Consider the following 17,514-nt stretch of genomic DNA (forward strand, 5'->3'; position numbering starts at 1 on the left):
CGGGTGGGTTCGGCCGCTTGTCACGCGGCCTGACACCACGCGGCGGTAGCCGCATGTCGTTACGGACGGTCCCCGAAGATCGTGCGGTGCCAGTCCTTCCTGGCGATCGCGGTGTTGTCGTACATGACGTGTTTGACCTGCGTGTACTCCTCGAAGGAGTACGCCGACATGTCCTTGCCGAAGCCGGATGCCTTGTATCCGCCGTGCGGCATCTCGCTGATGATCGGAATGTGGTCGTTGACCCAGACGCAGCCGGCCTTGATCTCGCGGGTGGCCCGGCCGGCCCGGTAGACGTCGCGGCTCCAGGCGGAGGCGGCGAGTCCGTAGGGGGTGTCGTTGGCGAGGTCGATGCCCTCGTCGTCGGTGTCGAAGGGGAGCACGACCAGGACCGGGCCGAAGACCTCGCACTGGACGATCTCGCTGTCCTGGGCGGCCCCTGTGATCAGCGTAGGCCGGTAGTACGCACCGCGCTTGAGGTCGCCCTGGGGCGCTTCGCCGCCGGTGACGACGGTGGCGTGGGCGCGCGCCCGGTCGACGAAACCGGCGACGCGGTCACGCTGGAGGTGCGACACGAGCGGACCGAGGTCGGTCGCGGGATCGAGGGGGTCCCCGAGCCGGACCGTGGCCATCAGGTCGGCGACCGCGGCTACGAAGGCGTCGTACAGCGGCCGCTGCACATAGGCACGGGTGGCCGCCGTGCAGTCCTGGCCCGAGTTGATGAGGGAGCCCGCGACCGCGCCGTGGGCCGCGGCCTCGACGTCGGCGTCGTCGAAGACCACGAAGGGGGCCTTGCCGCCGAGTTCGAGGTGCAGCCGCTTGACGCTCTTGGTGGCGATCTCCGCGACGCGCCTGCCGACGGCGGTGGAGCCGGTGAACGACGTCATGGCGATGTCCGGGTGGCCGACCAGGTGCTCGCCCGCGTCCCGGCCCGCCCCGTTGACGATGTTGACGACGCCATCGGGAACGCCCGCCTCCGCGGCGGCCTCGGCGAACATCAGCGAGGTGAGCGGGGTGATCTCGGCCGGCTTGAGGACGATGGTGTTACCCGCCGCGATCGCCGGGAGGATCTTCCAGGCCGCCATCTGCAGCGGGTAGTTCCAGGGCGCGATCGAGCCGACCGTCCCGATGGGCTCCCGCCGTACGTACGAGGTGTGGTCGCCGCTGTACTCACCGGCCGACTGGCCCTGGAGGTGGCGGGCGGCCCCGGCGAAGAAGGCGGTGTTGTCCACGGTTCCGGGGACGTCGAACTCGGTGGTGAGCCTGATCGGCTTGCCGCACTGGACGGACTCCGTGTGCGCCAGGTCCTCGGCCCGGTCGGCGAGCACCCCGGCGAACCGGTGCAGCGCGTCCGACCGTTCGCCCGGGGTGGCGCCCGCCCAGGCGGGCAGTGCCTCCCGCGCGGCGGCGACGGCGGCGTCGACGTCCGCGGCCGACGCGAGCTCGTAGGTGTGGACGGTCTCGCCCGTCGCGGGGTCCACCACGTCCTGCGTGCGTCCCGAGGTGCCGGATCGAAGCCGTCCGCCGATGTACTGCGTGCCGGCCGCGAAGCGGTCCCGCATCGGGTGGCCGTTGCCCATGATGCTCTCCGTTGTTCCAGCTCGAAGTGAGTGCCGATCCTGGCAGAGAGTGACCCACGCAACAAGGGATTCCGTTGTTGCCTTTTGATTACGCGACGGATTCGGTCGACCATGTGTCGCGTCAGCGACCCCCTCCCCAGACGGAGTGTCACAGGCGGCTGACAGACTCGCGTGCATGGGGACGGAAGAACTGATCGAGCTGGCCGCCGAAGGACAGCGAATCAAGTACCTGCACTTCTGGGGGCACACGCCGCGCCGCGACGGCCGGATCGGAGCGAGCTGCCTGAGTCAGTGGTGGCCCTCGCCGTTCGAGGTCGACGGCGTGCGGTACGCGACCGCGGAGCACTGGATGATGGCGGCCAAGGCGCGGCTGTTCGGGGACGCGGAGGCGGAGCGGCGGGCGCTGGAGGCGAAGAGCCCCGCCGAGGCGAAGAAGGCGGGGCGGCTGGTGCGCCGCTTCGACGAGGCGGCGTGGCGGCGGGAGCGGTTCGCGATCGTGCGCGCGGGCAGCGTCCACAAGTTCGGCCAGGACGCCGCGCTGCGGGACTTCCTGCTGGGCACCGGCGACCGGGTCCTCGTGGAGGCCAGCCCGCTCGACCGCATATGGGGCATCGGGCTGGCCGCGGACGACGAGCGGGCACAGGACCCGGCGCGCTGGCGCGGGCTGAATCTGCTCGGGTTCGCGCTCATGGAGGCGCGTGAGGAGCTGCGGGGCCGCGGGTAGGCCCCGGTGCGGCGGGCCCCCAGGAGCGAGGGCCCGCCCTTGTCAGCGGGTGACGTTGACGACCAGGTGGTTCGAGTAGCTGTCGTAGTCGTAGTCGTCCTGCCTCTTCTTCTCCTCGTTGATCGCCGTGGTGATGCCCCAGGCGACGAGGGCGATGAAGATGAGGCCGAGCACGATGCCGATGGAACCGAGGATGATGCCGGACAGCGCCATGCCGCCGTTGGTGGCCTCGCCCCGCTGGGCCCGCTTGCGCCCGAGGATGCCGAAGATCAGCGCGAGCACGCCGAGGATGATGCCGACGATCCCGTACAGGCAGAACAGGCACACGGACAGGATGCCGAGCACCATCGCCGTGATGCCCATGCCGTTCGCCGGGCTCGGCGTCCAGCCCGGGTTCGGTCCGGCGTAGGGCGCGTAGCCCGGGTAGGCGGCGCCGTACGGGTCGGAGGGTGCGCCGAAGCCCTCCGTGGGCGCGCCGAAGCCGCCGGAGGCGGGGGGCTGGGGCAGGCTCGTGGCGGCCGGGTAGCCGTAGCCGGGCGCGGGCCCGCCCGGCGCGACCGGGGGCGGCGGCACGGAGCCGGTGTCGCCGGGCGTCCCGATGACCGTCGGCTGGTCGTGCACGCTCGGCGGCGTGGGCGCGGACTGCGGCTTGTCCAGCGGCACCTTGTCCTGCGAGGCCCCGCCGGCCGGCGGGGCCCACGGGTCGTTCGGCTGGGGCGCGCCCGCCGGCCCGCCCTGGTTGCCCTGGTAGTCAGACATGGATCTCCCCCATAGGTGGTCCGGTCATGCTACGACCTCGGTCCCGAGCCCGACCGGCCGCCTACGATGATCCCCTCACCAGGCGCGGCGCATCGCACACGGAGGTACCCGATGACCGATCTGCACCCCTTCATCGCAGGGCTGCCCAAGGCCGAACTGCATGTGCACCACGTCGGCTCGGCCTCGCCCCGCATCGTCGCCGAACTGGCCGCGAACCACCCCGACTCCAAGGTGCCGACCGACCCCGAGGCCCTGGCCGACTACTTCACCTTCACCGACTTCGCACACTTCGTCGAGGTCTATCTCTCGGTCGTGGACCTGGTCCGCACCCCGGACGACGTACGGCTCCTCACCTTCGAGGTGGCCCGCGACATGGCCCGGCAGAACATCCGCTACGCGGAGCTGACCATCACGCCGTTCTCCTCGACCCGCCGCGGCATCGAGGAGAAGGCGTTCATGGCGGCGATCGAGGACGCCCGCAAGGCGGCCGAGAGCGAGCTCGGGGTCGTGCTGCGCTGGTGCTTCGACATCCCGGGCGAGGCGGGCCTGGAGGCGGCCGAGGAGACGGCGCGGCTCGCGGTGGACCTGCGCCCGGAGGGCCTCGTGTCGTTCGGGCTCGGCGGCCCCGAAATCGGCGTGCCGCGCCCGCAGTTCAAGCCGTACTTCGACCGCGCGATCGCCGCGGGCCTGCACTCCGTGCCGCACGCGGGCGAGACGACGGGACCGCAGACCGTCTGGGACGCGCTGAACGACCTGCGTGCCGAGCGCATCGGCCACGGCACCAGCTCCACGCAGGACGCGCGGCTGCTGGCGCACCTCGCCGAGCGGCGCATCCCGCTGGAGGTCTGCCCCACCTCCAACATCGCCACCCGGGCGGTCACCGACCTCGACGAGCACCCGATCAAGGAGATGGTCGCGGCGGGTGTGCTGGTGACGATCAACAGCGACGACCCGCCGATGTTCGGCACCGACCTGAACAACGAGTACGCGGTCGCCGCCCGCCTGCTCGGCCTCGACGAGCGCGGACTGGCCGACCTCGCGAAGAACGCGGTCGAGGCGTCGTTCCTGGACGCGGCGGGCAAGTCCCGCATCGCGGCCGAGATCGACGAGTACACCGCCGCGTGGCTCGCCCGCTGAGCGGGCCTGCCCGGGCCATGGCTCAACAGGCCAGGGGGCGTGGGCGGTTTCCGTCCGGTGGCGGGTTTCCCCGCGGCGGGCCACAAGGGCGGGCCGGGGGCCTTCCCGGGGCGGCGCGTGCGGTCACCGTCGTCGCCCACCGCGGCGACCCCTACCGGGCGCGGGAGAACACCCTGCCGTCGCTGCGGTCGGCGATCGAGCACGGGGCGGACGCGGTCGAGATCGACGTGCGGCTGACCCGGGACGGCGTGCCCGTGCTGCTGCACGACGACTCACTGAAGCGGCTGTGGGGGCACGACGTACCGCTCGCGCGGCTGACGCACGCCGACGTGGAGTCCCTGACCGGAGGCGGTGTGCCGACGCTGCGGCAGGCGCTGGCCGAGGTGGGCGGGCACCGGCTGATGATCGATCTGCCCGGCGCCACGGCGGAGTCGGTGCGCACCGTGGTGGGAACGGTCCGCGAGTGCGGTGCCGGAGAGCGGGTGTACTACTGCGCGGGCCCGGGGACCATGCTCGCCGTCCGGTCCGCCGACCCGTCGGCCGAGATCGCGATGACCTGGACGACGCTCGCCCCGCCGCGCCCGGTGCTGCTGGACGCGGTGCGGCCGCGCTGGCTGAACTACCGGTTCGGGCTGGTCGGGCGTGAGCTGACCGACCGGGTGCACCAACAGGGCATGCTGGTGTCGGCCTGGACCGCGGACACGCGGCGCACGATGCGCCGGCTGGTCGCGTGCGGTGTGGACTCGATCACGACCAACCGTGTGGACGCGCTCGGCGTCGTACTGCGCGAGGCACGGCACTCGAAGGACCTCCGTACGTGACCGGAGAGTTCGGCACCGGCACACGCTGATGGAGGCCACGCCGTCCGGCACCTCCCTCGCACCGCGCGCCGACGCCGGGGCTGGGGACCATGGAGGGCGGCGAGCCGCAGACCGCGCGGTCCGGCGCTTGCAGCAGCGGGAAGGGGCGCACTGCGGCGCGGCGAGCCGAGGGCCGCCCGGCTCCGCACGGCGGGCAGAAGTCTGCGCGCCACGGCACGGCGGGCCCGAGCCCACCCGGTTCCGCACGGCCCGCCGACATGTGCGCAGGTCGGCACTGGCACGAAAGCTGCGCGCCACGGCGCGGCAGGCGCGAGCCCGCCCGGTTCCGCACGGCCCGCCGACGTGCGCGCAGGTCGGCACGGCAAGCCGAAAGCTGCTCCCCACGGCGCGGCAGGCCCGAGCCCACCCGGTTCGACACGGCCCGCCCGACGTGCGCGCAGGTCGGCACGGCACGAAAGCTGCGCGCCACGGCGCGGCAGGCCGAAGGGTCTCGGTTCGGCACGGCGAGCCTGAAGCCGCGGTTCGGCGCGGCGGGCCGCAAGCCGTGATGGCCGCCGAGCAGTCGGCGGTCCGGCCGCCCGGGCCCCGGCGGGCGCGTCACGCGCCCGCCGGGGCCGGTACGGCGGTCGGCTCCCCGACCCCCCGCGCCTCCAGCGCCTCCAGCCGCTTGATCCTGCGGCGGACGGCGTACAGCGGGATCACGCCGAAGACGCCGAAGGACATGTCGATGACCGACCACCACAACGGGATGCCCCGGATCGGGCCGCAGATCAGGGCGAGCGGAATGATCCCGGCGCACGCGATCATGCCGAACTCGACCACCCAGATGTTGCGCACCGGATCGCGGTAGGGCCCGTAGAAGGCGACCGCGATCACCAGGTGCGCGAAGGCCAGCCAGTCGGTGCCGTACAGCACGAAGGGGTAGCCCTCCTCGGTGGCGTCGAGCCCCTCGCGCACCCGGCCGATCCATTCGGCGAGGCCGGGCAGGTGCTCCGGGACGGGCGAGGCGGCGGACCTCACCAGCCCCTCCAGCCAGCGGAGTTCGGTGACGAGCGGAAAGGCGGTCGCGCCGCTGAGCACCAGGCACACGACGAAGAAGACCAGCCACACGCGTATCCCCCGCAGGAGGGCTTGTCGCTCACTCATGGCGTCACACTACGCGAGAAGTGAACGCGTTCAAAAGACAGTCACGCGGTGACTCTCCTGGCGATCAGGTGCGAGACGGCGGTGGCGCCCGCGGCCAGGGCGAGACCGAGCGCCGCGTCCCGCGCCCGAGCGGGACGCAGGACCCCGGCCCGCCGCAGCCGGCCGCGCGCCCAGAGGGTGAACGGCACCACGATCAGCGGCGAGGTCACCGAGCCCGGGGTGTAGCCGCGGACGGCGGCGGCCTGGGCGAGATGGACCAGGCCGTGCAGCCCGAAGCCGTCCAACGCGCCCTGGTAGAAGCCGGACCGGCCGCCCGAGCGGTGACCGGCGACGGCGGCGGAGCCGACGACGGCGGCCATCACGCCCACGGCGGCCGTGAACTCGCGCTGGTCGACGGCCTCCATCACGCGCCACACGCGCTCCGGCACCTGCGGGAACCGCTCGCGCAGCACCGGCACGTTCTCGCGCAGCCAGCGCGGTCCGGTGGCCAGCTCCTCGGCGTCGTGGAGCGCCCAGGCGGCCAACAGGCCATAGGTGACAAGGGGGTTCAGGCGGTCATCAGTCATGATCGCCAGTCTGCCCCGCCCAGGCGCCCCGGCGCACGGAAAAGGGGCGGAGCGGGGAAACTCCCCCGCTCCGCCCCTCGCGGCCGGGCGCGATCAGCCGTCCAGCGACGTCATCACGTGCTTGATCCGCGTGTAGTCGTCGAAGCCGTACGCCGACAGGTCCTTGCCGTAGCCGGACTTCTTGAAGCCGCCGTGCGGCATCTCGGCCACCAGCGGGATGTGCGTGTTGATCCAGACGCAGCCGAAGTCCAGCGCCTTGGACATGCGCATCGCGCGCGCGTGGTCCTTGGTCCACACCGACGAGGCCAGCGCGTACTCCACACCGTTCGCCCACTCCAGCGCCTGCTCCTCGCCGGAGAAGGACTGGACGGTGATCACCGGGCCGAAGACCTCGTTCTGGATGATCTCGTCGTCCTGCTTGAGGCCGGAGACGACGGTCGGGGCGTAGAAGTAGCCCTTGTCGCCCACGCGGTGGCCGCCCGCCTCGACCTTGGCGTGCGCCGGCAGACGGTCGATGAAGCCGGTCACCTGCGCCAGCTGGTTGGCGTTGTTGAGCGGGCCGAAGAGCACGTCGTCGTCGTCCGGCGCACCCGTCTTGGTCTCCGACGCGGCCTTCGCGAGCGCCGCCACGAACTCGTCGTGGATCGACTCCTGCACGAGCACGCGCGTGGCGGCCGTACAGTCCTGGCCGGCGTTGAAGAAGCCCGCGACCGAGATGTCCTCGACGGCCTTGGCGATGTCGGTGTCCTCGAAGACCACGACCGGCGCCTTGCCGCCGAGCTCCAGGTGCACGCGCTTGACGTCCTTGGCGGCGGACGCGGCGACCTGGATGCCGGCGCGGACCGAGCCGGTGATGGAGGCCATCGCCGGCGTCGGGTGCTCGACCATCGCGCGGCCGGTCTCGCGGTCGCCGCAGATGACGTTGAAGACGCCCTTGGGCACCACGGAGCCGATGATCTCGGCGATCAGCACGGTCGACGCCGGGGTGGTGTCGGACGGCTTGAGAACGACGGTGTTGCCCGCCGCGAGCGCCGGGGCGAACTTCCAGACCGCCATCATCATCGGGTAGTTCCACGGCGCGACCTGGGCGCAGACGCCGACCGGCTCGCGGCGGACGATGGAGGTCATGCCCTCCATGTACTCACCGGCGGAGCGGCCCTCGAGCATGCGCGCGGCGCCCGCGAAGAAGCGGATCTGGTCCACCATCGGCGGGATCTCTTCGGTGCGGGTCAGCCCGAGCGGCTTGCCCGTGTTCTCCGACTCGGCGGCGATCAGGTCCTCGGCCCGCTCCTCGAAGGCGTCCGCGATCTTCAGGAGCACCTTCTGGCGCTCGGCGGGCGTGGTGTCACGCCAGGCGGGGAACGCGGCCGCGGCGGCCTCCATGGCGGCGTCGACGTCAGCCTGTCCGGAGAGCGGCGATGTGGCGTACACCTCGCCGGTGACGGGGTTGACGACGTCGATGGTCCGGCCGTCGGCGGCGTCCCTGAACTCCCCGTTGATGTAGTTGCGCAGACGACGCAGCTCGGTGGTCACTGTTGCCACCCCTCCTGTCAGATGTCCCGATGGGTGAGACAACCCACCCTAATGTCTCGGGCGACGTTTTCAACAGGCCCGACGCCCCCCAACTTCGGATTCAGTGAGATTCGATCTCACAAACAACGAATTTCATCACTCGGGGCTTGCCAGATCGACGGGTACCGGTGCAGAGTGAGGTCGTGGCCAGTCGTAGCGCAGACTCCAGGAACCAGGTCGGCAGCGGTTCGTCGTCCCCGACGATCGACGCTGTCTCCCTCGCGATCATCGAACAGCTTCAAGAGGACGGGCGCCGTCCGTACGCGGCGATCGGCAAGGCCGTGGGCCTTTCCGAGGCCGCCGTGCGACAGCGCGTCCAGAAGCTGCTTGATCAAGGTGTGATGCAGATCGTCGCCGTCACGGACCCGCTCACCGTGGGCCTGCGACGCCAGGCGATGGTCGGCATCAAGGTCGAGGGAGACCTCGACCCCGTGGCAGACGCGCTCACGGCCATGGCCGAGTGCGAGTACGTGGTGATGACCGCGGGCTCCTTCGACCTGATGGTGGAGATCGTCTGCGAGGACGACGACCACCTGCTCGAAGTGATCAACAAGCGGATCCGTGCGCTCCCCGGCGTGCGCTCCACCGAGAGCTTCGTCTACCTCAAGCTCAAGAAGCAGACCTATATGTGGGGAACCCGATAGCCGTGAGCAAGGACCTCTCCAAGACCGCCTACGACCACCTGTGGATGCACTTCACCCGCATGTCGTCGTACGAGAACGCACCCGTGCCCACCATCGTTCGTGGTGAGGGCACCTACATCTTCGACGACAAGGGCAGGCGCTACCTGGACGGCCTCGCCGGCCTCTTCGTGGTCCAGGCGGGCCACGGCCGCAGGGAGCTCGCCGAGGTCGCCGCCAAGCAGGCACAGGAGCTGGCGTTCTTCCCCGTGTGGTCCTACGCCCACCCGAAGGCCGTCGAGCTGGCCGAGCGCCTCGCCCACCACGCCCCGGGCGACCTCAACAAGGTCTTCTTCACCACCGGCGGCGGCGAGGCCGTCGAGACCGCCTGGAAGCTCGCCAAGCAGTACTTCAAGCTCCAGGGCAAGCCGACCAAGTACAAGGTCATCTCCCGTGCGGTCGCCTACCACGGCACCCCGCAGGGCGCCCTGTCCATCACCGGCCTGCCCAGCCTGAAGGCCCCCTTCGAGCCGCTGGTCCCCGGTGCGCACAAGGTGCCGAACACCAACATCTACCGCGCCCCGATCCACGGCGACGACCCCGAGGCCTTCGGCCGCTGGGCCGCCGACCAGATCGAGCAGCAGATCCTCTTCGAGGGCCCCGAGACCGTCGCCGCGGTCTTCCTGGAGCCCGTGCAGAACGCGGGCGGCTGCTTCCCGCCCCCGCCCGGGTACTTCCGGCGCGTGCGCGAGATCTGCGACCAGTACGACGTGCTGCTGGTCTCCGACGAGGTCATCTGCGCCTTCGGCCGCCTCGGCACGACCTTCGCCTGTGACAAGTTCGGCTACGTGCCGGACATGATCACCTGCGCCAAGGGCATGACCTCGGGCTACTCCCCGATCGGCGCCTGCATCGTCTCGGACCGCCTGGCGGAGCCGTTCTACAAGGGCGACAACACCTTCCTGCACGGCTACACCTTCGGTGGCCACCCGGTCTCCGCGGCCGTGGGTCTCGCCAACCTCGACATCTTCGAGAACGAGAAGCTCAACCAGCACGTGCTCGACAACGAGGGCAACTTCCTGTCGACGCTGCAGAAGCTGCACGACCTGCCGATCGTCGGCGACGTCCGCGGCAACGGCTTCTTCTACGGCATCGAGCTGGTGAAGGACAAGGTCACCAAGGAGTCCTTCAACGACGAGGAGACCGAGCGCGTCCTGTACGGCTTCCTGTCCAAGGCACTGTTCGACGCCGGTCTGTACTGCCGGGCCGACGACCGCGGCGACCCGGTCATCCAGCTGGCGCCGCCGCTGATCTCGGACCAGGCGACCTTCGACGAGATCGAGCAGATCCTGCGCTCGGTCCTCACCGAGGCCTGGACGAAGCTCTAGGCCCCAGGCTCCGGCGCCCGCACGAACGGCCCGGGTACCCCCATCCGAGTGAGATGGGCGGTGCCCGGGCCGCGTGCTTCCCAGGAGCCCGCCGGTGACTCCCTAGCGTGCCCAGTGACCGATCGGCCCTGTCTTCGTTCCCCCGTAAGGGGGGCCGGAAATCTGATCAGAACCGAGGTGTGCGCGATGGTTGCCCCGCCGGACAACGACGTGATCTGGGCTCGTTCCCTGCACCACTCCCACCGCGGCTCCCCGGCGCTCGTCGGGGTGTCGCTCGGCGTACGCGAAGGCGAGATCCTCGCCGTGCACGGAGCGCGCGGGAGCGGGAAGACCACGCTCCTGCGGTGCCTGTCCGGCCAGCTCGTGCCGCAGCGGGGCGAGGTCTGGTTCAACAGCGCACCCGTCCACACCATGCGCCCGCTCCAGCGCGAGCGGCTGCGGCGCGACCGCTTCGGCTGGATCGATTCCGAACCGACCCTCGTTCCCGAGCTGCGGGCCTGGGAGAACGTCGCCCTGCCGCTGCTGATGCACGGCGTCTCCCACCGCAAGGCCAAGAAGACCGCCCTGGAGTGGATGGACCGCCTGGACGTCGGTGCCACCGCGGCCAAGCGGCCGCACGGCCTCGTCCGTGCCGAGCAACAACGCGTCGCCGTCGCCCGCGCACTCGTCACGACCCCGTCCGTGCTCTTCGCCGACGAGCCGACCGCGACGCTGCACAGCGCCGACCGCGCCCATGTGCTGCGTACGGTGGTGGCCGCCGCCAGGTCCCACCGCATGACCATGGTCCTCGCCACGCACGACGCCGACGTGGCCGCCCTCGCGGACCGCGTGATCCTGCTCGCCGACGGCCGCCGGGCCGGCTCCCCGCAGGCGGCCGAGGCGGAAGGCCGGGCCGCGTGCTCGCTCTCCGTCTGACCCGCGGCGCCCACGCCCTCGTCCAGCTGCGGCGCCTCCTGGTGGCCGCGGCGTCCGCGGGCGTCGGCTTCCTGATGCTCTGCACACTGACGTACGCGCTGTCCCATCCCGCCGACTCCCGCACCGCGACCGAGCGGCTGCTGTGGTGTGCGATCCCGCTCGCGGCGACCGCGTACTTCGCCGTCGCCGTCGCCCGCGCCGACCCGAGCACCCGGCCGCGGTCGGGCCTCGCGGCCGTCGGTCTCGGCCCGTCCGGGCTCATGGCGGTCGCCGCGGTGACGACGGCCGTCGCGACGACGCTGGGCAGCGCGGTCGCGCTGCTGTTCTTCCTGCATCTGCGGGGCGATCTGGGCGGACTGCCGTTCGACGGAGCGGCCGCCGACCTGCTCGCGGCCGGTCACCCGCTGCCGATCGGCGCCGTGCTGACGCTGCTGTCGCTCGTTCCGGTGACCGCGACGGCCGCCGCCGCGATCGCGCTGCGCCCCCGGCCCGCCGCCGAGGACGAGGCTCCCGCCTCGGCGCCCGCCGGGCTGCCGTGGGGTGTCGCCATGATCGCCGGCGGCCTCGCCGTCGAGACGTACGCGAGCGGACGGCCCTCCGGTCATGCGCTCGCCCTGCCCGGCCCGATCGGCGGCCACCCGGCCGGAGTCCTCGCCGGCTGGGTGCTGGCCGCGGCCGGCCTGTGGCTCGCGGGCCCGGCCCTGACGCACCTGTGCGGCCGTCTCCTGCAGGCCGTACGGCCCGGTGCGACCCGGCTGCTCGCGGGCCGCGTCCTCATGGCGGAGGCCCGCCGTATCGGCCGCCCGCTCGGGGTGGTCTGCGCGACGGCCTCCGGGGCGCTCGCGGTGACCGCGCTCCACGGGGACGTGTCCCGCCTCTGGGGCCCGATGACCGCGCTGGGCGCGGCACTCGTCGTCGCCTGCACGACGGCCACGCTTCTCACCGCGGCGCTGGAGGCCCGGCAGTCGCGCGCCGGCACGACCGAGGCCCTGCTGCGGCTGGGCGCGCACCCGGCGGCGCTGCGCCGGGCCGCGTGGCTGCGCGCGGGGGCGCTGCTGCTGCTGTTCGCACCGCTGACCCTGACGATCGCCACTCTGGCGGCCGCGCCGCTGAAGGGCTAGGCCTCTCCTCCGTACCCCGCCCCCTCGCGGGCCCCCGCCCTTCCCCACGGGCGGTACGGACCCCCGGGCGCGGCCTATCGTGGGCCCATGACGCACCCCGAACCGCAGGCGGAGCACCGCGAGATCGAGTCACTCGAGGCATTCGACCGGGTCGTCTCCCGCGGCTCGCTCGCCGGATTCCGCGTCCAGTCCGTCGACCTCACACGGCGCACGTCCGTGCTGTTGTCCGCGGACACCGACCAGGCCGTGTTCCTCGGCTGCCCGATGGAGCCCGCGGCCGCGGCGAAGGTCCGCGCCGACGGGGCCCTCGTCTTCCCACCCGTTCCGGACGTGCCCATCGACCCGTACCGCGGCCGCCTCTACACCGCGGACGAGCTCTTCGCCGGGCTCGACGGCGGATACGCGGCCACCCCGGACGCCCTCGCCCACGACTGGTTCCGGCGCACCAGGGCCGACGGCGACGTGTTCGCCTCGATGCTCCGCGCGATCCACGACGACGCCCTCTCGGACGCCCTCGACGAACTCCTCGTCGGCGCACGTGTGGTGGGCGTGATGGGCGGCCACGCGATGGGCCGGGGCACCGAGGCGTACGCCGGCGCGGCACGGCTCGGCCGCACTCTCACCCGTGCGGGCTTCACGGTGGCGACCGGGGGCGGACCGGGCGCGATGGAGGCCGCCAACCTCGGCGCCTACGCGGCCGCGCACTCCGAGGACATGCTGGAGGACGCGCTCCAGTTGCTGGCGAAGGCGCCTTCCTTCATGCCCTCGGTGACCGACTGGGCACAGGCGGCCTTCGAGGTGCGCGCCCGCTGGCCGCGGGGCGCCGACTCGGTCGGCATCCCCACCTGGTTCTACGGGCACGAGCCGCCGAACGCGTTCGCCGGGCACATCGCCAAGTACTTCGCCAACGCCACGCGCGAGGACGGCCTGCTGGCCCGCTGCGACGCGGGCGTGGTCTTCCTGCCGGGCGCGGCGGGAACGGTGCAGGAGATCTTCGACAACGCGACCCCGAACTACTACGGGTCGCACGGCGAACCGACCCCCATGGTGCTCGTCGACCGCGCCCACTGGACCGGCCATCTGCCCACGTGGCCCCTGCTGCGCTCGCTCGCACGGGGCCGGGCCATGGAGTCGCGGATCGCCCTGGTGGACTCGGTCGACGAGGTGCCCCGGGCACTGCTGCGGCTGGGGGCCGGCGCGTAGCTGCCGGCAGCGGGCCCCGTGATCAGGCTCCGGACTCCAGGACCACCACGTCGTCCGCGGCGAACACCACGCCGACTCCCTCTCCTTCACCCGGCGCGTCCCGCAGGGAGCACTCGGCCTCCAGCACGGGCCCCTCGGCGGGACGCAGGCGCAGGGCGACGTGGCTGCCGCGGAAGGTCCGCGAGACGACCGTGGCCGCCGAGCCCCGGCCCGGCTCAACGACATGCACGCCGGACGGCCGTACGAGCAGCATGCGTGCGCCCTGCGGCGAGCGGTCCGGGACGGGAATCCTGCCCCAGGGGGTGTCGGCGGCCCCGCCGCCGACCGTGGCCGGCACGACGTTGTCGAAGCCGAGGAAGCGCGCGACGAACTCGGACGCGGGGCGCTGCCACACCTCCAGCGGCGTACCCGTCTGGGCGATGCGCCCCTCGCTCATGACCACGACACGGTCGGCGAGCGCGAAGGCCTCCCCCTGGTCGTGGGTGACGGCGAGGACCGTGGTCCCCAACCTGCCGAAGAGCCCGCGCAGTTCGACGACGAGCCGCTCGCGCAGCCCGCGGTCCAGCTGGCCGAGCGGCTCGTCGAGCATCAGCAGCTGGGGCTCCGGCGCCAGCGCCCTGGCGAGCGCGACCCTCTGCTGCTCGCCGCCGGACAGCGCGGCCACGGACCGCCGCTGCGCCCCCGGCAGACCGACGAGCTCCAGCAACTCCTCCACCCGGCGGCCCTGTTCACCACGGTCGGCGCGCGATGTCTCCCCGGCCCGGTGAGGACGCATGCGCAGCCCGAACGCGACGTTGCCCGCCACGTCGCGGTGCGGGAAGAGCTGATGGTCCTGGAACATCAGCCCCACGCCCCGACGGTGGACCGGCACCCCGGCCTGGTCGGCTCCCGCGAGCAGCACCCGGCCCGCGTCGGCGCGCTGGAGTCCGGCGACCACCCTGAGCAGCGTGGACTTGCCGCTGCCGCTCGGTCCCAGCACGCAGACGATCTCGTGCTCGGCGACCTTCAGGTCCACCGCGTCGAGGGCGGCCCGCGAACCGAACCGTACGGTGACGCCCTCCAGTTCCAGCAGCGCCATCACAACTCCTCGGAGGGGGTGTCGGTACGGAGGCGTTCGAGGAGGAGCAGCGCGGCGGCGCACACCACCATCAGGATCGTGCCGAGGGCCATCGCCTGCCCGTAGTTGAGCTCGCCGGGCCTGCCCAGCAGCCGGGCGACGGCGACGGGCAGCGTCGGCTGGTCGGGCCGGGCGATGAAGACGGTCGCGCCGAACTCGCCGAGCGAGACGGCGAACGCGAAACCCGCCGCCACGAGCAGCGCCCGGCTCACCAGCGGCAGGTCCACCTCGCGCCAGGCGCGCAGCGGCGACGCGCCGAGCACGGCCGCCGCCTCGCGCAGCCGGACGTCGACCGCGCGCAGGACGGGCAGCATGGTCCGTACGACGAAGGGCACCCCGACCAGCGCCTGTGCGAGCGGCACCAGCATCCACGAGCCGCGCAGATCGAGCGGCGGCTCGTCGAGCGTGATCAGGAACCCGAAGCCGACGGTCACCGCCGAGACGCCGAGGGGCAGCATCAGCAGGGCGTCGAAGCCGCGGACCAGCCGGCCGGCCCGCCGGGTGAGGGCGGCCGCCGCGAGCCCCCCGACCAGCACCGAGACGGCGGTCGCGACGAGCGCGTACTCCAGCGAGTTGGCCACGGCGTCGATCGGCGGGACGAGGAAGGCGCCGCCCCGCTCGTCGAGCACGGTGAGCGCGCGGTAGTAGTCGAGCCCGTAGCCGCGAGGGGTGTCGAAGGACCGCTCGACCAGCACGCCGAGCGGCGCGATCAGGAGCAGGGCGACGCTGAGAAGCACCCCGCAGAGCACGGTCCACTGGGCGGCTCCGAGCGGCCGGCGCGCCGTACGGGCCGGGTCGACGAGCCTCAGCGCTCCCTCGCGGCGCCGCACGACCCGGGCATGGACGGCGAGGACGACGCAGACGGCCAGGAACTGCAGCATGGTGAGCACGGCCGCCGTCGGCAGGTCGAGCATCTCGGCAGTCTGCCGGTAGATCTCCACTTCGAGGGTGGAGAAGGAGGGGCCGCCGAGGATCTGCACGACGCCGAACGAGCTGAAGGTGAACAGGAAGACCATCAGCGCCGCCGCGGCGAGGGACGGCACGAGCGCGGGAAGCGTCACCCGCCGCCAGGCCGCGAGCCGCCCGGCGCCGAGCACCCGCGCGGCCTCCTCCTGACGCGGGTCGAGCTGCGACCACAGGCCGCCGACGGTGCGGACGACCACGGCGTAGTTGAAGAAGACGTGCGCGAGCAGGATGGCCCAGACCGTGGTGTCCAGGCGTATGCCCCACAGCTCGTCGAGCAGCCCGCCGCGGCCCAGCAGGGCGAGGAAGGCCGTGCCGACGACGACGGTCGGCAGCACGAACGGCACCGTGACCACGGCGCGCAGGAGGCGCTTGCCGGGGAAGTCGAGCCGGGCGAACACGTAGGCGCCGGGCAGGGCGACGAGCAGGGTGAGCGCGGTGGAGGCGAGCGCCTGCCAGGTGGTGAACCACAGGACGTGCAGGATGTCCGGACGTGCGAGGACCTCGCCGAACCGCCCGAACTGCCAGGCGCCCCCGACGCGCAGGCCGCGGCCGACGATCGCGGTGACCGGATAGGCGAAGAAGACGGCGAAGAACGCGACGGGGCCGGCCATCAGGGCGAGCCGCGCCGCGTTCCCCCGCAGGGATTGCCCTACTTCAGGACGAGCGAGGACCACGACCGGATCCACTGCTCACGGTTCTCGGCGATCGTGCCGGGAGCGACCGTCTCGGGCTTGTCGACGACCACACCGTGCTCGGTGAACAGCTCGGGCAGCTTGGTGCCCTCGACCACGGGGTTGACGAACATGGTGAGCGGCATGTCCTCCTGGAACGTCCTGGTGATCAGGAAGTCCAGCAGCGCCTTGCCTCCCGCCTCGTTCTTCGCGCCCTTGAGCAGACCGGCGAACTCGATCTGGCGGAAGCAGGTGCCGGTCGCGACACCCGTGGGCGCCTCGGCGGGCTGCGGGTCGGCGTAGAGGACCTCGACCGGCGGGCTGGAGGCGTACGAGACGACGAGGGGACGGTCGGCCCCCGCCTTCTTCCCGCCGGCGGAGCCGGAGAACTCCTCGTTGTACGCCTGCTCCCAGCCGTCGACGACCTTGACGCCGTTGGCCTTGAGCTTCTTCCAGTAGTCCTGCCAGCCGGACTCGCCGAACGCGCCGACGCTGCCGAGCAGGAAGCCGAGTCCGGGCGAGGAGGTCGCCGGGTTCTCCACGACGAGCAGGTTCTTGTACTCGGGCTTCGTGAGGTCGGCGAAGGTCTTCGGGGGCGCGAGCTTCTTGTCGGCGAAGAACTTCTTGTCGTAGTTCACGCAGATGTCGCCGGTGTCGACGGGCGTGACCCGGTGCTTGTCCGCGTCGAGCCGCGCCTCGTCCGCCACCTGGTCGAGCCCCTTGGCCTCGTACGGCGTGAACAGGTCGTTGTCGAGGGCGCGGGAGAGCAGGGTGTTGTCGACGCCGAAGAAGACGTCGCCCTGCGGGGAGCCCTTGGTGAGGATCTCCTTGTTGAGCGCGGCGCCCGCGTCCCCGCTCTTGAGGACCTTGACCGTGTACCCGGTCTGCCGGGTGAACTCCTTGAGCACGGCGTCGGACGCCGCGAAGGAGTCGTGGCTGACGAGGGTGACGGTCTTTGACGCGCCGCCGGTGCCGGACCCGGAGTCCTCGGACTGTCCGCCGCAGGCCGCGAGGGCGGTGACGCCGAGGGCGGCGGCGAGCGCCGTGCCGGTGGCACGCCGAAGCTGGCTGTTCATGATGGTGCTGACTCCCTACGCCGGTATGACCCGGATCAGGTCCGAGGGTCTGCGGCCCCGGCGCGTCCTGACGCGCCCCTGCCGCACTCTCAGCGCTGCTGCGCTCCCCTGTCGGAATGTTTCGATGTTCATTTG

Annotated in this window: 16 protein-coding genes and 1 riboswitch; of the genes, 8 read left to right on the forward strand and 8 right to left on the reverse strand. The window is 72.1% G+C overall.

All coding sequences use genetic code 11. The features are described 5' to 3' along the window. Nucleotides 1–59 precede the first annotated feature (59 nt). A complete protein-coding gene (locus tag AB0K02_RS18945; protein WP_365993595.1) occupies nt 60–1,577 on the reverse strand; it encodes a gamma-aminobutyraldehyde dehydrogenase in 1,518 nt (505 codons plus the stop codon). 175 nt (nt 1,578–1,752) lie between these two features. On the opposite strand from AB0K02_RS18945, the gene AB0K02_RS18950 reads away from it, so the two are divergent. Then, complete coding sequence (locus AB0K02_RS18950) at nt 1,753–2,301, forward strand: NADAR family protein (RefSeq protein ID WP_365993596.1); 549 nt, start codon at nt 1,753–1,755, stop codon at nt 2,299–2,301. Nucleotides 2,302–2,343: 42 nt separating this feature from the next. Here the strand turns inward: AB0K02_RS18950 and AB0K02_RS18955 are convergent, their stop codons facing one another. Continuing rightward, the gene (locus tag AB0K02_RS18955) at nt 2,344–3,060 is read right to left on the reverse strand and encodes a DUF4190 domain-containing protein (protein ID WP_365993597.1); all 717 of its coding nucleotides are present in this window, start codon (nt 3,058–3,060) and stop codon (nt 2,344–2,346) included. A 111-nt stretch (nt 3,061–3,171) separates the two neighbouring features. Between AB0K02_RS18955 and AB0K02_RS18960 the strand changes: the two genes are divergently transcribed. Both AB0K02_RS18960 and AB0K02_RS18965 read left to right on the forward strand, forming a co-directional pair. Beyond that, entirely contained in the window at nt 3,172–4,197 is a 1,026-nt protein-coding gene (locus AB0K02_RS18960; protein WP_365993598.1) for an adenosine deaminase, read from the forward strand. A gap of 17 nt (nt 4,198–4,214) precedes the next feature. After that, nucleotides 4,215–5,018: a glycerophosphodiester phosphodiesterase gene (locus AB0K02_RS18965; RefSeq protein WP_365993599.1), complete on the forward strand. Its 804-nt coding sequence runs from the start codon at nt 4,215–4,217 to the stop codon at nt 5,016–5,018. Nucleotides 5,019–5,615: 597 nt separating this feature from the next. On the opposite strand, the gene AB0K02_RS18970 is transcribed toward AB0K02_RS18965, so the two are convergent. The 3 genes from AB0K02_RS18970 to AB0K02_RS18980 form a co-directional block, all read right to left on the reverse strand. After that, nucleotides 5,616–6,164, reverse strand: a complete 549-nt coding sequence (locus tag AB0K02_RS18970; protein ID WP_365993600.1) for a hypothetical protein — start codon at nt 6,162–6,164, stop codon at nt 5,616–5,618. A gap of 41 nt (nt 6,165–6,205) precedes the next feature. Continuing rightward, nucleotides 6,206–6,730 carry an HXXEE domain-containing protein gene (locus tag AB0K02_RS18975; protein ID WP_365993601.1) on the reverse strand — a complete coding sequence of 175 codons (525 nt, stop codon included), beginning with the start codon at nt 6,728–6,730 and terminating at the stop codon, nt 6,206–6,208. 93 nt (nt 6,731–6,823) lie between these two features. Next, entirely contained in the window at nt 6,824–8,263 is a 1,440-nt protein-coding gene (locus AB0K02_RS18980) for a gamma-aminobutyraldehyde dehydrogenase (RefSeq protein ID WP_365993602.1), read from the reverse strand. 167 nt (nt 8,264–8,430) lie between these two features. Here AB0K02_RS18980 and AB0K02_RS18985 point away from each other — a divergent pair, with 167 nt between their 5' ends. The 5 genes from AB0K02_RS18985 to AB0K02_RS19005 all read left to right on the forward strand — a co-directional run bounded on the left by AB0K02_RS18985 (nt 8,431) and on the right by AB0K02_RS19005 (nt 13,549). After that, nucleotides 8,431–8,946, forward strand: a complete 516-nt coding sequence (locus tag AB0K02_RS18985) for an Lrp/AsnC family transcriptional regulator (protein ID WP_365993671.1) — start codon at nt 8,431–8,433, stop codon at nt 8,944–8,946. Then, nucleotides 8,931–10,310 (forward strand): aspartate aminotransferase family protein, encoded by a 1,380-nt coding sequence (locus tag AB0K02_RS18990; protein WP_365993603.1) that lies wholly within the window; start codon nt 8,931–8,933, stop codon nt 10,308–10,310. Before AB0K02_RS18985 ends, AB0K02_RS18990 begins: the two co-directional genes overlap by 16 nt. 186 nt (nt 10,311–10,496) lie before the next feature. Next, complete coding sequence (locus AB0K02_RS18995) at nt 10,497–11,225, forward strand: ATP-binding cassette domain-containing protein (RefSeq protein ID WP_365993604.1); 729 nt, start codon at nt 10,497–10,499, stop codon at nt 11,223–11,225. Next, nucleotides 11,207–12,346, forward strand: coding sequence for a hypothetical protein (locus tag AB0K02_RS19000; RefSeq protein ID WP_365993605.1), 1,140 nt, complete (start codon nt 11,207–11,209; stop codon nt 12,344–12,346). The genes AB0K02_RS18995 and AB0K02_RS19000 overlap by 19 nt, the downstream gene beginning before the upstream one ends. 87 nt (nt 12,347–12,433) lie before the next feature. Further along, nucleotides 12,434–13,549 (forward strand): LOG family protein, encoded by a 1,116-nt coding sequence (locus AB0K02_RS19005; protein WP_365993606.1) that lies wholly within the window; start codon nt 12,434–12,436, stop codon nt 13,547–13,549. Between the two features lie 22 nt (nt 13,550–13,571). Here AB0K02_RS19005 and AB0K02_RS19010 read toward each other — a convergent pair whose 3' ends face one another. From AB0K02_RS19010 to AB0K02_RS19020, 3 genes are all read right to left on the reverse strand, one after another. Further along, a complete protein-coding gene (locus tag AB0K02_RS19010; protein WP_365993607.1) occupies nt 13,572–14,627 on the reverse strand; it encodes an ABC transporter ATP-binding protein in 1,056 nt (351 codons plus the stop codon). After that, on the reverse strand, nt 14,627–16,243 hold the full coding sequence (locus tag AB0K02_RS19015; RefSeq protein ID WP_365993608.1) for an iron ABC transporter permease: 1,617 nt from the start codon (nt 16,241–16,243) through the stop codon (nt 14,627–14,629). The genes AB0K02_RS19010 and AB0K02_RS19015 overlap by 1 nt, the downstream gene beginning before the upstream one ends. Before the next feature lie 38 nt (nt 16,244–16,281). Then, nucleotides 16,282–17,379: a thiamine ABC transporter substrate-binding protein gene (locus tag AB0K02_RS19020; RefSeq protein ID WP_365993609.1), complete on the reverse strand. Its 1,098-nt coding sequence runs from the start codon at nt 17,377–17,379 to the stop codon at nt 16,282–16,284. Beyond that, a riboswitch (TPP riboswitch) is annotated at nt 17,375–17,499 on the reverse strand. It overlaps the preceding gene by 5 nt. Between the last annotated feature and the right edge of the window lie 15 nt (nt 17,500–17,514).

Origin of the sequence: Streptomyces sp. NPDC049597, from assembly GCF_040675505.1 — a bacterium.
In the GTDB taxonomy this organism is placed as follows: domain Bacteria; phylum Actinomycetota; class Actinomycetes; order Streptomycetales; family Streptomycetaceae; genus Streptomyces.